Origin of the sequence: Pedobacter sp. (assembly GCF_035566355.1) — a bacterium.
Lineage (GTDB): Bacteria > Bacteroidota > Bacteroidia > Sphingobacteriales > Sphingobacteriaceae > Pedobacter.
On sequence record NZ_DATMRL010000679.1, the window covers coordinates 1 to 18,090 of the forward strand.

15 protein-coding genes are annotated in these 18,090 nt (G+C 42.0%); 9 read left to right on the top strand and 6 right to left on the bottom strand.

Going from position 1 to position 18,090, the window contains the following annotated elements:
* On the top strand, window positions 1-384 hold a 384-nt coding region (locus VNZ46_RS26695), incomplete at its 5' end, for a YqgE/AlgH family protein (RefSeq protein WP_325564304.1).
* 9 nt (window positions 385-393) lie between these two features.
* Here VNZ46_RS26695 and purE read toward each other — a convergent pair.
* Together purE and VNZ46_RS26705 are read right to left on the bottom strand one after the other, a co-directional pair.
* The gene (purE, locus tag VNZ46_RS26700) at window positions 394-882 is read right to left on the bottom strand and encodes a 5-(carboxyamino)imidazole ribonucleotide mutase (RefSeq protein ID WP_133779773.1); all 489 of its coding nucleotides are present in this window, start codon (window positions 880-882) and stop codon (window positions 394-396) included.
* A complete protein-coding gene (locus VNZ46_RS26705) occupies window positions 882-2,021 on the bottom strand; it encodes a 5-(carboxyamino)imidazole ribonucleotide synthase (RefSeq protein WP_199075345.1) in 1,140 nt (379 codons plus the stop codon). Before VNZ46_RS26705 ends, purE begins: the two co-directional genes overlap by 1 nt.
* A 17-nt stretch (window positions 2,022-2,038) precedes the next feature.
* On the opposite strand from VNZ46_RS26705, the gene VNZ46_RS26710 reads away from it, so the two are divergent.
* The 6 genes from VNZ46_RS26710 to VNZ46_RS26735 all read left to right on the top strand — a co-directional run bounded on the left by VNZ46_RS26710 (window position 2,039) and on the right by VNZ46_RS26735 (window position 11,335).
* Window positions 2,039-3,268, top strand: a complete 1,230-nt coding sequence (locus tag VNZ46_RS26710) for an NAD(P)/FAD-dependent oxidoreductase (RefSeq protein ID WP_325564306.1) — start codon at window positions 2,039-2,041, stop codon at window positions 3,266-3,268.
* A 57-nt stretch (window positions 3,269-3,325) separates the two neighbouring features.
* Window positions 3,326-3,880, top strand: a complete 555-nt coding sequence (locus tag VNZ46_RS26715; protein ID WP_325564308.1) for an RNA polymerase sigma-70 factor — start codon at window positions 3,326-3,328, stop codon at window positions 3,878-3,880.
* Between the two features lie 93 nt (window positions 3,881-3,973).
* A complete protein-coding gene (locus VNZ46_RS26720) occupies window positions 3,974-4,993 on the top strand; it encodes a FecR family protein (protein WP_325564310.1) in 1,020 nt (339 codons plus the stop codon).
* 132 nt (window positions 4,994-5,125) lie between these two features.
* Window positions 5,126-8,578 (top strand): SusC/RagA family TonB-linked outer membrane protein, encoded by a 3,453-nt coding sequence (locus VNZ46_RS26725; protein ID WP_325564312.1) that lies wholly within the window; start codon window positions 5,126-5,128, stop codon window positions 8,576-8,578.
* A gap of 12 nt (window positions 8,579-8,590) precedes the next feature.
* Complete coding sequence (locus VNZ46_RS26730) at window positions 8,591-10,063, top strand: SusD/RagB family nutrient-binding outer membrane lipoprotein (protein ID WP_325564314.1); 1,473 nt, start codon at window positions 8,591-8,593, stop codon at window positions 10,061-10,063.
* A 6-nt stretch (window positions 10,064-10,069) separates the two neighbouring features.
* Window positions 10,070-11,335: a metallophosphoesterase family protein gene (locus tag VNZ46_RS26735; RefSeq protein WP_325564315.1), complete on the top strand. Its 1,266-nt coding sequence runs from the start codon at window positions 10,070-10,072 to the stop codon at window positions 11,333-11,335.
* A 1-nt stretch (window position 11,336) separates the two neighbouring features.
* Here the strand turns inward: VNZ46_RS26735 and VNZ46_RS26740 are convergent, their stop codons facing one another.
* Both VNZ46_RS26740 and VNZ46_RS26745 read right to left on the bottom strand, forming a co-directional pair.
* Entirely contained in the window at window positions 11,337-12,044 is a 708-nt protein-coding gene (locus VNZ46_RS26740; protein WP_325564317.1) for a LytTR family DNA-binding domain-containing protein, read from the bottom strand.
* Window positions 12,034-13,050: a sensor histidine kinase gene (locus tag VNZ46_RS26745; RefSeq protein ID WP_325564319.1), complete on the bottom strand. Its 1,017-nt coding sequence runs from the start codon at window positions 13,048-13,050 to the stop codon at window positions 12,034-12,036. The genes VNZ46_RS26740 and VNZ46_RS26745 overlap by 11 nt, the downstream gene beginning before the upstream one ends.
* Window positions 13,051-13,184: 134 nt before the next feature.
* Here VNZ46_RS26745 and VNZ46_RS26750 point away from each other — a divergent pair, with 134 nt between their 5' ends.
* The gene (locus VNZ46_RS26750) at window positions 13,185-14,744 is read left to right on the top strand and encodes a serine hydrolase domain-containing protein (RefSeq protein ID WP_325564321.1); all 1,560 of its coding nucleotides are present in this window, start codon (window positions 13,185-13,187) and stop codon (window positions 14,742-14,744) included.
* Window positions 14,745-14,750: 6 nt separating this feature from the next.
* On the opposite strand, the gene VNZ46_RS26755 is transcribed toward VNZ46_RS26750, so the two are convergent.
* On the bottom strand, window positions 14,751-15,869 hold the full coding sequence (locus VNZ46_RS26755) for an AI-2E family transporter (protein ID WP_199075358.1): 1,119 nt from the start codon (window positions 15,867-15,869) through the stop codon (window positions 14,751-14,753).
* An 87-nt stretch (window positions 15,870-15,956) separates the two neighbouring features.
* Here VNZ46_RS26755 and mnmE point away from each other — a divergent pair, with 87 nt between their 5' ends.
* Window positions 15,957-17,327, top strand: coding sequence for a tRNA uridine-5-carboxymethylaminomethyl(34) synthesis GTPase MnmE (mnmE, locus tag VNZ46_RS26760; protein ID WP_325564324.1), 1,371 nt, complete (start codon window positions 15,957-15,959; stop codon window positions 17,325-17,327).
* A gap of 30 nt (window positions 17,328-17,357) precedes the next feature.
* Here the strand turns inward: mnmE and VNZ46_RS26765 are convergent.
* On the bottom strand, window positions 17,358-18,090 hold a 733-nt coding region (locus VNZ46_RS26765; RefSeq protein ID WP_325564326.1), incomplete at its 5' end, for an AraC family transcriptional regulator.

Below are 18,090 nucleotides of genomic sequence, written 5' to 3' on the forward strand. Positions count from 1 at the left end.
AGTGCGGATTTTCCTGTTTATTATGGCGGACCTGTGGCTACCGATACCATACATTTCATTCACCGCTGCTATGACAAGCTAAATGACGGTGAAGAAATCGCACCAGGAATTTACTGGGGTGGTAATTTTGAAGCGCTGACCATTCTGATGAACAACAACAGCATCAATCAGGACGAGATCAAATTTTTTATAGGATATTCAGGCTGGGGAGCAGAACAACTGAAGAATGAGCTGGAAGAAAACACCTGGATCGTATCCGATCAATACCATCCAGATGTTGTATTTTCAGCGAACGAGGAAGAAGTATGGCGGGAGGCTATTATTAACCTTGGGCCTAAGTATGCTCATGTGAGCAATTTTCCTCAAAACCCCAATTTAAATTAGTTTTTGCTGTTAATGCTCTAATTCAGCTGCAGTTTCTTCTACTTTTTTCCTAAGATCGTCTTTGTACTGCTGCATTTTAACCGCAAGAGCGTCATCAGCTGTAGATAGGATTTGTGCGGCGAGTAAACCCGCATTTTTTGCTGCATTTAAAGCAACTGTGGCTACGGGGATACCATTCGGCATTTGCAAGATCGATAAGATGGAATCCCATCCATCAATTGAATTTGAGGATTTAACAGGTACGCCGATCACTGGTAAAACCGTAATAGAAGCGACCATTCCAGGAAGATGCGCTGCACCACCTGCACCGGCGATAATTACTTTTAGCCCTCTTGAAGCAGCTTCTTTTGCATAATTGAACATTCTTTCAGGTGTGCGGTGAGCAGAAACGACAGTCATTTCGAACTCCACCCCAAAATCTTTTAAAATGTCGGCTGCATCCTGCATGATGTGTAAATCAGATTTGCTGCCCATTATTATGCCTACTTTTATGCTCATTATGAAATTACTTTTAAAGTTTGTTTAATGTAGTTTGCTTTTTCGATTGCTTTCTCGCGGTTCTGATCTATGATGGTCACATGACCCATTTTGCGGAAAGGTTTTGTATATTTTTTGCCATATAAGTGTACATATACGCCATCAATGGCCATGATCTTTTCCAATCCCTGGTATTTAGCTACCCCCTCATGTCCCTTTTCTCCCAGTAAATTGATCATCACTGCATTGGTAATAGAGCGTGTATCTCCTAAAGGTAAATTACAGATCGCCCTTAAGTGCTGTTCAAATTGCGATACATAATTACCTTCTATGGTTTGATGGCCGCTATTGTGTGGCCTTGGAGCCAGTTCGTTCACCAAGATCTCTCCATCTTTAGTAATGAACATTTCCACGGCCAGGAGTCCTGTAATGTTTAAAGCAGAAGCAATATTCTTTGCAATCGTTTCTGCCCGCTGTTGTATGTTATCCGGATAGGTAGAAGGACTGATCAGAAATTCGACCAGGTTGGCTTCACTATTAAATTCCATTTCTACCATCGGGAAGGTCTTTACATCACCGTTCGGGTTTCTGGAAACAATCACCGCAATTTCCTTTTCAAAGTCGATCAGCTCTTCAATCAGACAAGGCCCTTCAAAGGCATTATCTATATCATGCTGACTTGAAATCTTCATTACACCTTTGCCGTCATATCCATCTTTACGCTGTTTTAGAATATAGGGATAACCAAAGCTGGTATTGAACAGATCATCTTTTCCGTTTACCAGCTGGAAAGGGGCTGTAGGAATATCGTTTTCTTTAAAGAATTGTTTTTGTACCCCTTTGTCCTGGATCAGGCGGATCACCCTGGATTGAGGGTAAACCATTTTGCCTTCTTTTTCCAGCTGTTCCAGGGCTTCAATATTTACTTTCTCAATTTCGATAGTCAGCAGATCGGCTTTTTTTCCAAAATTATAAACGGTATCAAAATCTGTAATGGAACCGCATTCGAAGTAGTTTGAAATGTGTTTGCAGGGAGCATCGGGATCAGGATCCAAGACCAGGCTGGTAACGTTGTAATTAATGGCTTCCTGTATCAGCATTCGCCCTAATTGTCCGCCGCCCAATATACCCAGTTTTAAATCACTTATTTGTTTTGCCATATCAATATGAAAAAGTTATGCTTATTTTGCACAAAAATAACAATATAAACGGATTGATGGATGCTGATGCTATAATTATTGGGGCCGGTGCCTGCGGATTGATGTGTGCAGTGCAGGCGGGCTTCCTCGGGAAAAAGGTGATTTTGTTAGAGAAGGGGGCACAGCCGGGCGCTAAAATCCTGATCTCAGGAGGAGGGCGGTGTAATTATACCAACCTGTTTGCCAGCGATGAACAGTTCATTTCGGGCAATAAACATTTTATGAAATCAGCTTTCACTCAGTGGACGGTAGAAGATACGGTCAACTTTTTTGAGACATATGGAATTACCGGGAAGGAGAAAACACTTGGACAACTTTTTCCAGACAATAAAAATGCAAAAGATGTAGTAGAAGTTTTTACCAGCCTTTGCCGGGATATGGACCAGCAGATCAGGTGCGGAGCAGAAGTTACAGACATCAGTGCAACAGGGGAAGGTTATGTCGTAAGTTATACCAAAGGAGGAAAAAGCGTTCAATTACTATCTAATAAAGTTGTTGTGACTACCGGAGGCTTACCTATCCCTAAAATGGGGGCTACAGATTTTGCCCTTCGTCTTGCCCGGAAACTTGGTCTCAAATTGGTAGAAACAGCTCCGGCATTGGTGCCACTCACCATTACAGGAAAAGATGAGGAATGGTATGCACGACTTTCCGGTAATACGGTTTTTTGCGAGGTCAGTAACGATCAGATCTCTTTTGAGGAGAATCTCCTCTTTACTCATTGGGGATTGAGCGGCCCGTCTATATTACAGATCTCTTCGTACTGGAGAAAAGGAGAAACCATTAACATCGACCTGCTACCCGGTCAGAATATTTCTGAAATTTTAGAACAGGAGCGGAGCCATCAGGGTAAAAACCTGCTTTCTACTCTGTTCAATCGCTTCTATACTCGTAAATTCACTGAAGCGATGTCTAAATTTTTGCCGGTTGAGAAGCCTGTTGCTGATTTAACTAAAGCAGAAATGGACCTCATCCATAACACGATACACCTTTTTAAAGTGAAGCCTGCCGGAGACAAAGGTTATGATAAAGCAGAAGTGATGCGCGGAGGTATTGATACCAATGAACTGTCCTCTAAAACCATGGAATGTAAAAAAATGCCCGGCCTCTATTTTGGGGGCGAGTGTGTGGATGTGACCGGATGGCTGGGTGGTTATAATTTTCAATGGGCCTGGGCAAGTGGTTATGTTATTGCACAGGTACTATAATTTAATATCCGCTTAATGTGAGGCTTACTTTACAGGCCTAATTTCGCCCTATATTTTATGGGGAATCACAGTACAGCCGGATCAGCAGAACATCATACCCCGGTGTATGACCTGAAGACATTCGAAGATCTTTACCGGCGTATGTACCCCACGCTGATCAAATATGCCGTATACCTGGTCAAAGATGCAGAAGAAGCACAACTCCTTTTGAATGATGTTTTTATTAGTATATGGAAAAACAAGGTGCAAATCACCGAAGAAAAGGCCTATTTGTTCCGTTCAGTGAAAAATGCGGCCCTCACTTACCTTAAAAATTCCAAGGTGCAGTTCCGTATTCTGGAAGAAGAACAGATACCGCTGATTCCAGATCAAAATGCAGACCCCTCACAAGCCTACCAGGAAAAGGACCGAAACCGGGCATTGTATAACCTGATTGATCAATTACCTGAAAGGCGAAGACTGGTTTTTTACCTGTACAGAATTGACGGCTTTAGTTATAAGGAAATTGCAACTTTACTGGATATTTCGGTGAGAACCGTAGAAGACCACCTGGTCAAAGGCTTTCAGTTCCTTCAGGAAAAGGTAACCCGGCATGAAGAAGAATTCCGGTGAAATCACTTAACGTATTGTTAATGGAATCTTAACCTATCCCAGCCCGTAGAAGCACCTGGTTTTATTGTCTTGTCTATAGTAAACAGGATAAGAATGGACCAAGAGATCTGGAAATTAATATTGTCACATGTATCGGGCGAGAACAACGAAGAAAATGAAATACGCTTAAAAGAATGGCTGGCCAAAGACCCTGTACATCAGCAACAATTTGAGCAAGCCTGCGATCTTTGGAATGATACTGCAGAAATTACGGAACAAGCCGGATGGAAAGATAGCTTTGCCCAAATCAAATCTGAGGTTATCAAACCCGATTCGGTTAAAGCGACTGAAGAAAAAAGGTTAAAGGTTGTTTTCAAACGCTGGATTGCCGTGGCTGCAGTTTTGGGCGGAACGATTTTACTCGGTATATTTTTTCAAAACAGAAGACCTGCAGTGCATGCTGAAGCTGCAGAATGGATCACCGAAACTTCGGCGGCAGGGCAGATCCTGAAAGTACTCTTGCCCGACAGCACCGAGGTTTGGCTGAATTCCGGAAGTCGCATCCGTTTTCCTAAAAATCTAGAAACATCGGCCATCAGAAATGTTCAGTTAACCGGAGAGGGCTTCTTTAAAGTAAAGCGCGATGTGAAGCATCCCTTTATTGTAAAGAGTTTAAATCTTCAAACGCGGGTGCTGGGCACCAGTTTCAATATTAAAGCCTGGGTAAAAAACCAGCCTGAAGTTACGGTAATGACCGGTAAAGTCGCTGTATCCAGGGATTCCGCAGGTACACAATCTGCGGCTATCCATCTTCTGCCCAATCAAAAAGCCGTTTATAGCCGCATTTCTGGAAAACTTCATAAGGAAGATGTAGAGGAAGCAGCAGATGCAAATGCATGGATCAGTGGAAAGCTGATGTTCAATCAAACACCGGTACAAGAAGTTTTTGAAGCTATTGAGCGCAGGTACCAGGTGCGCATACAGTCAGAACACGATTTTAAAGGCTGTAAGCTTACAGCAAGCTTTAAAAATATAGCGCTTGCTGAAGTTCTTCAAACTCTGAAAATTACGCTGGATATCCATTATGCTATCAACAAACAAACGATCTATATAAAAGGAGGTAAATGTAACTAGACAGCTATAAAAAAAAATAGCCTCAGATGTTGACGCATCCAAGGCTAAGAATCTTTGCCATCAGGTTGTTGACGCAACCCGGGGGCATTAAAAATTTATTTTAACCCATCAATGATTAAAACACACAAAGTTATGAAAAAGTCCGCAGTGACTCATCAATTAATTTTTAAAGTAATGCGTTTTTTTATCCTCAGCTATGTACTGCTCTCTATGATGTTCGTTGCAGGACAGGCATCCCCTGTACATGCGCAGGGCTTAACAGAAAGAGTGAGCTTCAGTTTTAAACACGGGACCCTCACCGAACTGTTCAAGAGCCTGGAGAAAAAAACAGAACTCACCTTTGTTTATACCAATAAAGAGGTTCTTTTGAATAAAGAGATCAATAATCTAAAAGCAGAAAATGAGCCTGTTGGCGAGCTGCTGAACCGTGTATTGCTGCCTTTACAATTAACTTACACCATCCAGAACAAGCAGATCATCATTAAAAAGGCTTTCCGGGTCAAAGGAAAAGTTAGTGATGAAAAAGGATTGCCTGTACCGGGGGTGAGTATTTTGGAAAAAGGAAGTTCCAATGGTACAACAACCAACCTAAGCGGAGATTACAGTTTAAATGTACAACATCCCAATGCCCGTATCATTTTTAAGATGATGGGCTATCAAACCCAGGAACTGGAAGTCAACGGAGAAACTAGTTTAAATGTCAACTTGGTTCCGGATGAAACAGCCTTATCTGAAGTCGTCGTAACTGCACTGGGCATCAAGCGTTCGGAAAAAGCATTGGGTTATTCCATTGCTACCGTAAAAGGAAGCGACGTCAATACAGTAAAAGAAGTCAACGTGGTCAATTCACTTGCCGGGAAAGTAGCAGGAGTAAATATAGTGAGTACCGGTTCAGATCCAGGATCTACAGCATTGATCACCATCAGAGGGCAATCTTCTATAGCCACCGATAACCAGCCGCTGTTTGTGGTAGATGGAGTACCTGTTGCACATTCTCTACGTACACCAGCAACTGTAGGGCGCTCTTCTGTAGACTATGGAAGTCCTGTAGCCGATATCAGTCCGGATGATGTAGAAAGTATTACGATCCTGAAAGGGGCCAGTGCAGCAGCCTTGTATGGCAGCCGGGCCGGAAGTGGGGTGGTGCTGATCACCACAAAAAGCGGATCAGCAGGAAAAAAAGGACTTGGAGTAAGTTTTAATAGCAATGCGATGTTTGATCAGGCCTGGATGTTTCCTCATTTTCAGAATCAGTTTGGTGCAGGTGAATATACCGATGACCCGGCTGTTTCAACTTCAGATGCATGGGGCCCAAGACTGGATGTAGGAACCAAACACCTGCAATGGAACAGTCCTTTAGATGCCAGTGGAAAGCCGGTGCCTACAGATTGGGTATCTCATCCCAACAATGCCAAGGGCTTTTACAAGACCGGCTCGACCTATACCAATAACATTGCAATTACAGGTAAAAATGCAGATGGCAATTACAGATTGTCTTATACCAATCTGGTTAATAAAGGCATTGTACCCAATACAGATCTGAGTAGAAATACCTTGAACCTGGCCGCTACTTATGTATTACATCCCAAAGTTAAGATCAGTACCAATATTGGCTATGTAAAGAACAAAAGTGATAACCGCCCTTCCGCTTACAGGGAAAGTGTTACGCAAATGATCTACTCCATGCCCTCTAATATGAACATCAATGACCTGAAGAACTATTGGAAACCAGGGCGTGAAAATATAGAACAGTTCTCCCCGGATGATTCCGATAATCCATATTTTGTGGCAAATGAGCATATTAATGGTTATGACAGAAATCGTTTGACCGGAAATGTACAAGCCATGATAGATCTAACCAAAGACCTGAGTTTTATGGTACGTACAGGCTTAGATATGTACAATGAGCAACATGAAACTAAACGTCCGTTCAGTTCTAAACGTTTTAAATTCGGTGGCTATAGTGTAGACAACAGTTATTTTAGCGAGCAGAATTCAGACTTTTTACTGAGCTATAAGAAAAACCTGAATCAGGATTGGTCTTTGGGATTATCTGTTGGAGGTAACCAGATGAACCAAACAGCCAGAGGTACTGCGCAAGGTACAGAAAGCCTGAGTATTCCGGGTATTTATAACATCAGTAACGCACAGGCAGGAACCATCAGCAATAGTTCCTACAAATCCCGCAAACGAATCAACAGTTTATATGGTGTGGGACAGGCCTCTTTTAAAGATATGGTTTTTTTAGATGTCACCGGCAGAAATGATTGGTCCAGTACATTGCCTGCACAAAACAATTCTTACTTCTATCCTTCCGTTTCCCTGAGTACCATTGTGACCGATGTTTTTAAGATCAAGTCTGACATCCTTTCCTTTGCTAAAATCAGAGCCAACTGGGCACAAGTAGGAAGTGATACCGATCCTTACCAATTGTACAATACCATTCCTTTTAATCAGGACTGGGGCGATGTGAAAAGAGCGACGATTGAATTTAACCTGAAGAACAATTTCTTAAAGCCCGAAATTGCAAGTTCCTATGAGTTTGGTACAGATTTACGCTTTTTATCTAACAGAATTGGCCTGGACGTTACCTGGTATAAAACCAATAAACGCAACCAGATCATTAATATTCCGACCACCATTGCCTCTGGTGCATCAAACCGCTTGATCAACGCTGGAAATATTCAGAACAGCGGATGGGAAATCGGTTTAAATGCAACACCAGTTCAAGGTGCTTTCAAATGGGAGTTCAGCGCCAATTTTACCAAAAACGAAAACAAAGTAATTTCACTGATGGAGGGCTTGCCGGAATATTCAATGGGTAGTGCCGATGGGGATAACATCCGTTACCTCATTAAAGAAGGCACCAAGATTGGTGATTTCTATACCCCAAGCTATACCAAGGTGCCCAATGGCCCTAATGCTGGCGCAGCTTTGCTCGATAAAAATGGACACTATATCCGTAATACCGCTGAGTATATTAAGGTAGGCAATTACAACCCGGATTTCACCGTTGGTTTGAATAATACCTTTACCTATAAGAATTTTACCCTGAACTTCTTGCTGGACTGGCGCAAGGGCGGTAATTTCTATTCTTACGTAGTGAAAAGTTTGCTTACTGCTGGTTTAACAGACAATACCCTGGTGGGGAGAGATGCCCAGACTGGTGGTTTGCCATGGACCGACTCCCAGGGACTAAAGCGTAATGATGGAATGATCATACCAGGTTATATTGCCAATGGAGATGGGACCTACAAAGAGAATAATGTGATCATTGCTGCTTCAGACTTTTACGACAATACGTACAATAAATTTTATGAGCGTTTAACCTATACCGCAACTTTTATTAAACTTCGGGAAGCCTCCTTAACTTATGTGTTTAGTAAAAATCTGTTGCACAAACTACCCATCAGCAATTTATCGGTTTCTCTGATTGGCAGGAATTTATACACCTGGGCCTCTAACGGATTGGGTTATGATCCGGAAACAACGATGAGCATCAGCGATGGTTTTAAACAAGGTGTTGGCCATTGGACCTTGCCAGGTACGCGCTCTTATGGTCTTAAATTCAGCTGTAATTTTTAATTTGTATACCCCATGAAACTTAAATATAAAACGATACTGGTCTTGTTAATGACTGTTTTGGGTGCCTGCACCAAGGATTTTGAAGAGATCAATACCAATCCCAATTCTCCGGAAACCACTAATACCGAATTCTTAATGTCAGAAGTGGTTTTATCAACGGCCTATGCCTATCAGGAAAACGCAGTCGACAGAAGACCGGCTTCTGCCGCCAGATACCTGACACTGGTACGCAATACCGGATATGATCTGCTGGATTGGGGACCTGTAGACTGGACTGACATTTATGCCCGTTTATCTGTGAACAAAACCTTTTTGGAAACGGCGCAAAAACGGTCGGAAAATCAATATGTGGCGATCAGTAAAATTATGAAAGCCTTTAATTTCGGCTACCTGACCGATCTATATGGAGATGTCCCGTATTCACAAGCGCTGAAATCAAAAGAAAGCAATATCATTTACCCGGAATATGACCAGCAGCAAAGCATCTATCCCGACCTTTTGAGAGAGCTCCGGGAAGCCAATGACCTGTTGAAAGGTGCCAATCCGGAAATTAATGCAAAAGGGGATGTGCTGTTTAAAGGTAAGGTCCTTCAATGGCGTAAATTCGCGAATACCCTTCGTCTAAGAATGCTGTTGCGCATTTCAAAGGTTTATGGCCCGGCATTTACAGAAATGCAGGCCATTATTAACGATAAATCTTCTTTCCCGATTTTTGAAAGCAGTGCTGACAATGCGGAGATGGTCTATCTGGGAACTACAGCGGGCTACAGCTGGCCAGCAGGCCCTCTGGCCATGATCGATTTCGATTATCAGAAAACAAAGGTGAGTAAGGAGCTGGTTGACCGTTTGATTCAGCGTAATGACCCAAGGCTGGCCATTTGGGTAGAGCCTGTTAAAAGTACAGCAGGATCAACGGTAGATCAGAACAAATACGTTGGTGTACCCAATGCTATAGATGCGCCTTCAGCCTATAATGGGGGAGAAGACCACGTTTCTGTTTTCTCTAACACATTTTTCAGGAAAAACGGGGGTGCATCAAATCCATCGCTTAAAGCGAGCTTGATGACCTATACTGAAATGTGTTTTGTTCTTGCTGAGGCTATGCAAAAGGGAAAGCTTAGCATGCCGGGAGAAACAGCAGAATCTATGTATTACAAGGGAATAAAAGAATCCATGAGCAGTTATGGAGCAGTGGCGCCGGCTGGATATTTTAATCAGACACTGGTTAAATATGATGGCAGCCTGGAGCAATTGATTACCCAAAAATGGATGGCCATGCTGTTTAAAGGCGCAGAAGGCTGGTTTGACCAGCGCCGTACCGGATTTCCTGCATTTGTAACAGGGCCGTTAGCTGCTGGCCGTGGTATCCCTAAGCGTTATATCTATCCAGATTCAGAAAGTGCCAAAAACAAAGTCAACTATCAGAAAGCTGTTTCTGTTTTCGGTGCAGATAACCAATATACCTTAATGTGGTATTTAAAATAAAACAAGATGAATAAGATCAAGATATTTATATGTCTGCTGCTGATGGCTTCCTTTTGGAAGGCCACAGCACACGACTTTTCTCCAAAAGCTTTTCCAGACCGGGTTATTTTAACCTGGTCCGGAAATCCATCCACTACCCAAACCGTAACCTGGCGGACAGATACCACCATTAAAGCCGCCAAAGCCCAGATTAAAGCTGAGGATTCCAGCCCTGAGCTGGAGACTGCGGTAGCTACACTAGATGCAGGCACCCAGACCCTATCCGGAGGACAGAATTATGCCACTGCAAATTACCATCATGTAACATTTAAAGATCTGAAGCCCAATACTGTTTATGCATACAGAGTAGGAGCAGGAGATTATTGGAGTGAGTGGTTTCAGTTTACCACAGCCTCTGCCCAGCCTGCACCTTTTTCTTTTATCTATCTGGGCGATGCACAAAATGACATCAGGTCTAAATGGTCGAGGGTTATCCGAAAGGCGTTCTCTCATCAGCCAGATGCCCGTTTCATCATTCATACCGGTGATTTGATCAACCGTTCCAATAACGATAAAGAATGGGGTGAATGGCATTACGGAGGAGGCTTTATCAATGGTATGATTCCCAGCATTCCTTCCCCAGGTAACCACGAATACATTCGTAACGAGCAAAAGCAATTGGTTCTGGATCCACACTGGGGGGTGCAGTATACCCTGCCAGATAATGGGCCTAAAGGTCTGGAAAAATCTGTCTTTTACATAGATTACCAGGGCTTGCGTGTCATTTCACTGGATTCACAGTTGATTACTTTGGATGAAACAGCCGAGAAACTGCAGTACGAATGGCTGGAAAAGGTACTCAAAGAAAATAAAAACCTATGGACTGTGGTTACGTTTCACCATCCTATTTATTCGACCTCCAAAAGCCGGGACAATAAAGAGTTCAGAGAAAGATTTAAACCACTTTTTGACCGTTATCATGTAGATCTGGTACTGCAGGGGCATGATCATACTTATAGCAGAGGGCAGAATTTACCACGAGGGCTGTCGGGCAGAGATGTAAGTGGTCCTGTATACCTGGTATCAGTATCGGGTCCTAAGATGTACAAAGTAGACGGTAAAAAATGGATGAATGTATCTCTGGAGAACACACAGTTGTTCCAGCTGATCCATATCGATGGACAAGACCTGAAATTTGAGGCTTATAAAGCATCTGGAGAATTGTTTGATGCTTTTTCATTGAAAAAGATAAACCGGGATCAGGCTGCGGCTTTTACAGATCGTTCTCTTTGATTCACCAATGTAATTTTGCTTTAACCGTTTGCCGGTAAGTTTCACCTACTGGCAGACGGTTTTCTCCAATAACGATCTTGCCTTTTTCGAGATAGTTGATCCGGTTTATATTTACGATATAAGATTTATGAACCCGGATAAAGCAAGCGGCGGGCAAGATATCCTCCATGCGTTTCATGCGCTCCAGAGTAATTATTCGTTCCTTTTCGGTATAAAAGATCAGGTAGTCCCCTAGTCCCTCAATATACAAGATGTCAGAATAATTTGTCTTTTGGAGGCGGTATTCGGTTTTGAGCATAATGTGATCTGCGCATATTGCCGAAACTCCTGGCTTATCGAGTAATCGCTCCTTTGCTTTCTGAACCGCTATCATAAAACGTTCAAAAGTAACCGGCTTTAGTAAATAATCAATTACATCATGCTCATAACCTTTTAAAGCATATTCAGAATAAGCAGTCGTTAATACAACTTTTGTTTGGGTCTGCTTAATGCCTTCCATAAACTCAATACCAGTAAGCTTAGGCATTTGTATGTCAAGGAATACCAGGTCGGCCATTCCCTTAATAATTGACGTGATTGCCTCATCTGTATCGGTAGTTTTTAGTATCAGTTCCAGACCTACAGTATTTTTAACATAACCCGCTAATAGCCTTACAGCCTGGAAATCATCGTCGAGTACAACACAGCGAATAGATTTATTATTTTCCATACAATTCCATTCTGACAGTAAATAAATTGTTTTCCTCTCTTACATCAAGCAGTGATCTGCCATTCGGATAGAGTAACTCTAGCCGTTTCCTAACGTTAATAATGCCAATTCCACCAGTGCTATCCTTTCGTATACCTGCTTTAGTCTTATTGATGCAGCTAAAAGTAAGTAGATCTGATTCGGTATTCATGTCGATTTTGAGCCATTCACTATCTTTCATGACCTCACCATGCTTAAAAGCATTTTCAACGAAAGGAATGAATAATAATGGCGGAGTCTGCCAGTTTCCTGTATTTCCAGTCACGTTAAAACAGATAGGCATGGGATGTTCAAATCGCAATTGCTGCAGCGCGATGTATTTTTTTATATAAAGCAATTCTTCAGCAAGGCTAATTGATTCACTGCTATCATACAGCATATACCTTAAAATTTCAGATAGTTCTGCTATGGCAGGCAGTGCCCGTTCGCTTTGATGGGCAACCAGTGAATAAATGGTATTCAGGTTGTTGAACAGGAAATGTGGATTTATTTGCGAACGTAAAAAGGAGATTTCGGCCTTCCTGTTTTGTGATGTCAGTTCTATTTGTTGCAATTCCTTGTACTGCGTATATCTAACAAGATAAAAAACAATGGCAAATAGGATGGCTATGGTTTCCGGGATGACTTGCCGGCCAAAATGATTGCTCAGCCTTAAAGACCTGTTTTCCATAAAACCAGTCCAGTAAAATGTCACACAAAAAATTCCGGCAGCTAAAATCAGAGTCACTAGGATCAAAATATAGATTTGCTTTAAGGGATAAAAGCAGTGTAAGGTCATATAAACACCAATAGAAAGCAGGTAAAGGCAAGCAATATCACCCGTAACCTGCAGCCATTCTTTGAAAGAATGCGCATCGGAAAGCAGGCCAAACCTGCCATGCAACAGCAAAGGCATTTGCCTGATCAGGATAAGCAACAGGTAAACACTGATGAAAGCGCTTGTAAATAAAAATAATCTTTTACTCATTAATCAAAGTTATCAATAAAATCCTGAGCTTGCTTTTCGTGATTTCCTGTTTATCGATAAGATTTGCCTGTTCAACGAAAATTTGTTTGTCGATTAGGTTAAAGAGGTATTTTTAGTTAAAATCAATCATAAAGATGAAGTTATTATCCATCACATTCGCTATTCTGCTTATTGGCAGTTCTTTTTGTCCGTTCAAGGGTTATGGTCAAAAAACACCAGTGGCTATTCAAACTTATTTCAACCAGCTCGCTGCACTTAAACAATTAAATGGCAATATGCTGCTGGCCACTAGTGGAAGACCCGTTATTGTTTTTTCTTCTGGATTTGCCGATTTTAACAAGCAGAAAACAAACACTTCATTCTCTCGTTTCAATCTGGCGTCGATCTCTAAAATTTTTACGTCAACAGCCATTTTGCAGCTGCGTGATAAGGGAAAGTTGTTGCTAGATGAGCCTTTAAAGAAATACATATCAGACTTTCCTTTTGCTGATGTAACGATTCGGCACCTGCTTACACATACATCCGGTCTGCCTGATCTCGAGTTGTTTGAGGACCTGGTTAAACAATTTCCAGACACCGTGGCTACCAATAAGGATGTTATTCCTGAACTAAAAAAATGGAAACGGGGGCTGAATTTTAAACCGGGCGACAAATATCAGTATTGTAATACTGGATACAATTTGCTGGCTATCTTGATAGAAAAATTGAGTGGTATACCTTTTAATGATTACCTCAGAGAAAATATCTTTAGACCCTGCGGCATGGCCAATACTTATGTGAGTTTATATTCGCACTTCAACGAGGGAGACGATCCTCTGGTTGTTACGATGCATATGCAGGCTCATCCCCGTTATGATACTACTTATGTGCCAGTGAGTTATTTAACGCGTTTCCGTTACCTCGTTTATAACAATCAGGGTACAGTAGGAGCAGGAAATGTGATCAGTACAACTGCGGATTTGCTGCGATTTGACCGGGCTTTCTTTGCAGGCCGTTTATTGAAAAAAAGTTCTGTGAACGAAGCTTTCTTACCCGTAAAGCTAAATGATGGAACTGTATATTACAGCCCTTCTATGGACACGATACAGGGTGAGGGCAGAATGTCCTACGGATTGGGCTGGGAGATTTTGGAGCAACCCGTTTATGGTAGGTCAGTAGGTCACGGCGGATTTAAGTTTGGCTTAGCTACCTATTTCCTGCATAATTTAGATAAAGACCAGACCATTATTGGTTTTGACAATACCGCAGGACCGGAGTTTGGCCAGGTGATTACTTCGGCCCAGCTTCTACTGAATGCTGCAAAACCTTTGCCATTTAGGACCAAAAAGTCTTTAGTAACCGCATACGGAATGGCTTTGGTACAGAAAGGACCTGATCATGCCGCGAGTATATTTAACGCACTAAAATCAGATACACTGAATTACTACCTGAATGACTGGGAAATGAACGATCTTGGTTACCATCTTTTCTATGCGGCAACTTTTGCAGATCATCAGAAGTTAGCCTTAGAGGTATTTAAACTGGCTACTTTTGTTTTTCCTGATCGTTTTAATCCTTATGATAGTTATGGGCAATTGCTAAGAGAAACCGGGAACAGGGAAGACGCCATCTTAATGTACAGAAAGTCCATTCAGCTTAATCCAAAAAATGAGGACGGAATAAAAGCACTTAATGAACTATTGGGCACGAAATAAGGCTTCTTATTTTTCAGTTCCGGATTTCATGGGTACGGGCTTCTTCTTACGAAACGCAGGGAAGGTCATCGGACTCTTGGTTGGTCTTTCATCACCTAATAAAACACCCCATTGTTTAAACATTTCAGTACGGTCAAAGATCACTTTTAATACTGCAATCAAAGGCATAGACAAGAACATGCCAGGCACTCCGGCAATGCTGCCACCAACAACTACACCAAGGATTGCAACGAGTGCATTGATTTTTATTTTGGAGCCTACAATTCTAGGCATCAGTATATTGTTGTCCAGGAACTGAACTACTGCTATAACTATAAGCACGGTAAGAACCGGCCACAGTTCTGTAGAAGAAGTTAGCGTAAGCATCACCCCGATAATATTACCGATCAGTGCCCCCACATAGGGGATCAGGTTAAGGATAGCGAAGATGACTCCAATCAGCAAAGCATGTTTAATGCCGAAGAGCATTAATCCGCCACCTAGTAAGATGGTCATATAGGTGATTTGGATAAGCAGGCCTACCAGGTAATTTTTAATGATGGATTCTGTTTCATAAATAGCGTCTTTAACCTTAGGATGATGATCGGTTTTAAACCACATAAAGATGAAACGAAGGAGAATGTCCTTGTAAAAAAGCATCAGATAGATATAGATCGGCAATAGCCCCACAAAGATAAATACAGAGCTTAAGGTAACGGCAGCCCCACTTGCAGCTGTACCGGCATAAGACATCAGATCATCACTTTTTTTGTTGATGAATGCAACCTGTTCTTTAGTTGAATAGTCGCTAATACTACTGATCCAGCTACTTAAAGCATGAAGGTGTTGTGATACATTCTTCTTGATTTGTGGAAAGTCTGAAACCAGAATACTGATCTGCGAAGAGAAAAACCAGCCAATTAAGCCCACAAATACAATCAGCAGTAAGATGGGAACAACGATGGCAATGGCTTCAGGAATTTTCCATTTTCTTAGGAAGCGGTAAACCGGGACCAGAAGTATACTGATAAAAAATGCCATAAGGACTGGCATGATGATATTGCTACCGATCACCAAAATGGTTCCAATGAGCACAATTCCTAATAATTCAATAGACCTTCGTACGGTGAGAGGGAGTTCCTGCATAGATAATGGTTAAATTTACAAAACTAACACCTTAAGCTACGAAATGTTTGGTTAGTTTTGTGCTTTGAGCACAACAAACACATTGAGATGATCACAAACGACACTATAGTTGCCCTATCAACACCTCCGGGAATCGGTGCCATCGGCGTTATCCGTCTTTCAGGAAAAGAAGCTATATCCATCACCAATTCTGTATTTAGTGGTAAAGACCTCTTAAAACAGAAATCGCACACCATACATTTTGGATTGATTAAAGATGGGGAACAGGTGATCGATGAGGTACTGGTGAGTTTGTTCATTGCACCCAAGTCTTATACCAAAGAAAATGTGGTGGAAATTTCCTGCCATGGTTCTAATTATATCATTCAGCAGATTATCTCTTTACTCATCAGAAAGGGTGCCAGCGCGGCTAAACCAGGTGAATATACATTAAGAGCTTTTCTTAATGGAGGTCTTGACCTTTCTCAGGCTGAGGCCGTTGCAGATCTTATCTCTTCTGATTCTGCAGCTGCGCATCAGGTGGCTATGAACCAGCTTAGAGGCGGTTTCAGTACAGAACTAAACTTGTTGAGAGAACAATTAATCCATTTTGCGTCTATGATAGAACTGGAGCTGGATTTTGCAGAAGAGGATGTGGAATTTGCGAATCGGGATCAATTACAGGAGCTGATTAACAAAATAACATTGGTATTAAACCAGTTGATCCGTTCTTTCGAACTGGGGAATGTGATCAAACAAGGTATCAATACCGTAATAGCAGGGCGCCCTAACGCGGGAAAGTCCACGTTACTGAATGCATTACTGAATGAAGAACGTGCTATTGTAAGCGAAATTGCGGGTACCACCAGGGATACGATTGAGGAAGTGTTGAATATTAACGGAATTAATTTCCGGTTGATTGATACCGCTGGAATTCGTGAGGCTACAGATACCATTGAAGCAATCGGAGTAGAGAAAACCATGCAGAAGATCAATCAATCTGCTTTGCTGGTCTATGTATTTGATGTGGTGAACCTGACTGTTCATGAAATCAGGGAAGACATTGCGAAGTTATATCGTCCGGGTATGGCTTTTATAGCGGTTGCCAATAAGATTGATCTTTCTTACAATAATAAGCTAAAAGAACTTCAATTGCCTTCTGATATTCAATTTATCTCAATTTCCGCCAAACAGAACCAGCAAATTGAGGAACTGAAAGAATTGCTGTACAACACTGCGGTAGGAGATCAGCTTTCAGACAACCATACCATGGTAACCAATATTCGTCACGTAGAAGCTTTAAGAAGGACGCAGACAGCCTTGGAAAGTGTTGGTAATGGTTTGACCAATCCAGTCACTTCTGACTTCCTGTCGATGGATATAAAGCAAGCTTTGTATTATCTTGGAGAAATTACAGGACAAGTAACAACTGATGACTTGCTGGAAAACATATTCAGCAAATTCTGCATTGGGAAGTAAGACCGATAAGATTAAACAAACTCAACTTTCTTAACCACCCAAGGGCTTAATTCTTCTGTATACTGCAGGAGTCTGCCCGGTTTTTGATTTAAAGATCCGGTTAAAAGCAGCCTCCGACTGGTATCCGCTTTTTGCTGCTATCTCGGAGATCTTGCTGTTGTCTGTCATCAAAAGCTTTTGGGCCATCCTGATGCGCCAGTTGGTGAGGTAGCTCAACGGTGTTTCGCGCATTAATTTTTTAAACTGGTTAAAGAAAGCAGAGCGCGACATGCCGATCTCCGAAGCCAGCGATTCCAACGTCCAATCGTTTTGAGGGGAGTCCTGTATTAGTTTCAATGCCTTGCTGATCCTGGGGTCATTTAACGCCGATAGATAGCCACTTTCGGGTGCAGCTTGTTCCAAATAGGCCCGGATGATATGGACAAACATCATTTCCGACAAACATTTCAGCATTACACTACTACCAGGCCTTTCATTATTCAGTTCTTCCAGCATGAGCTGGGCAACCTGTCTGACCAATAATTGGTTTTCTGTCACATATTGCCTGATATGAATAATCGGCGGAAGATCCTTTAAAAAAGGATGCAGTGGCTGGTAGTCAAATTCAAAATGGCCCGCAATCAGGATAGTTTTCTCGCCATCACCATTAAATACCGGGATGCCTGCCCTAAGAGTTTTCACAAACTCAGGCGATGGTATGCGCAGGCTCGTCGGTTTATCCGCTATCCAATGGGCGCTTCCGTGAGGTACGAATATGAGGTCG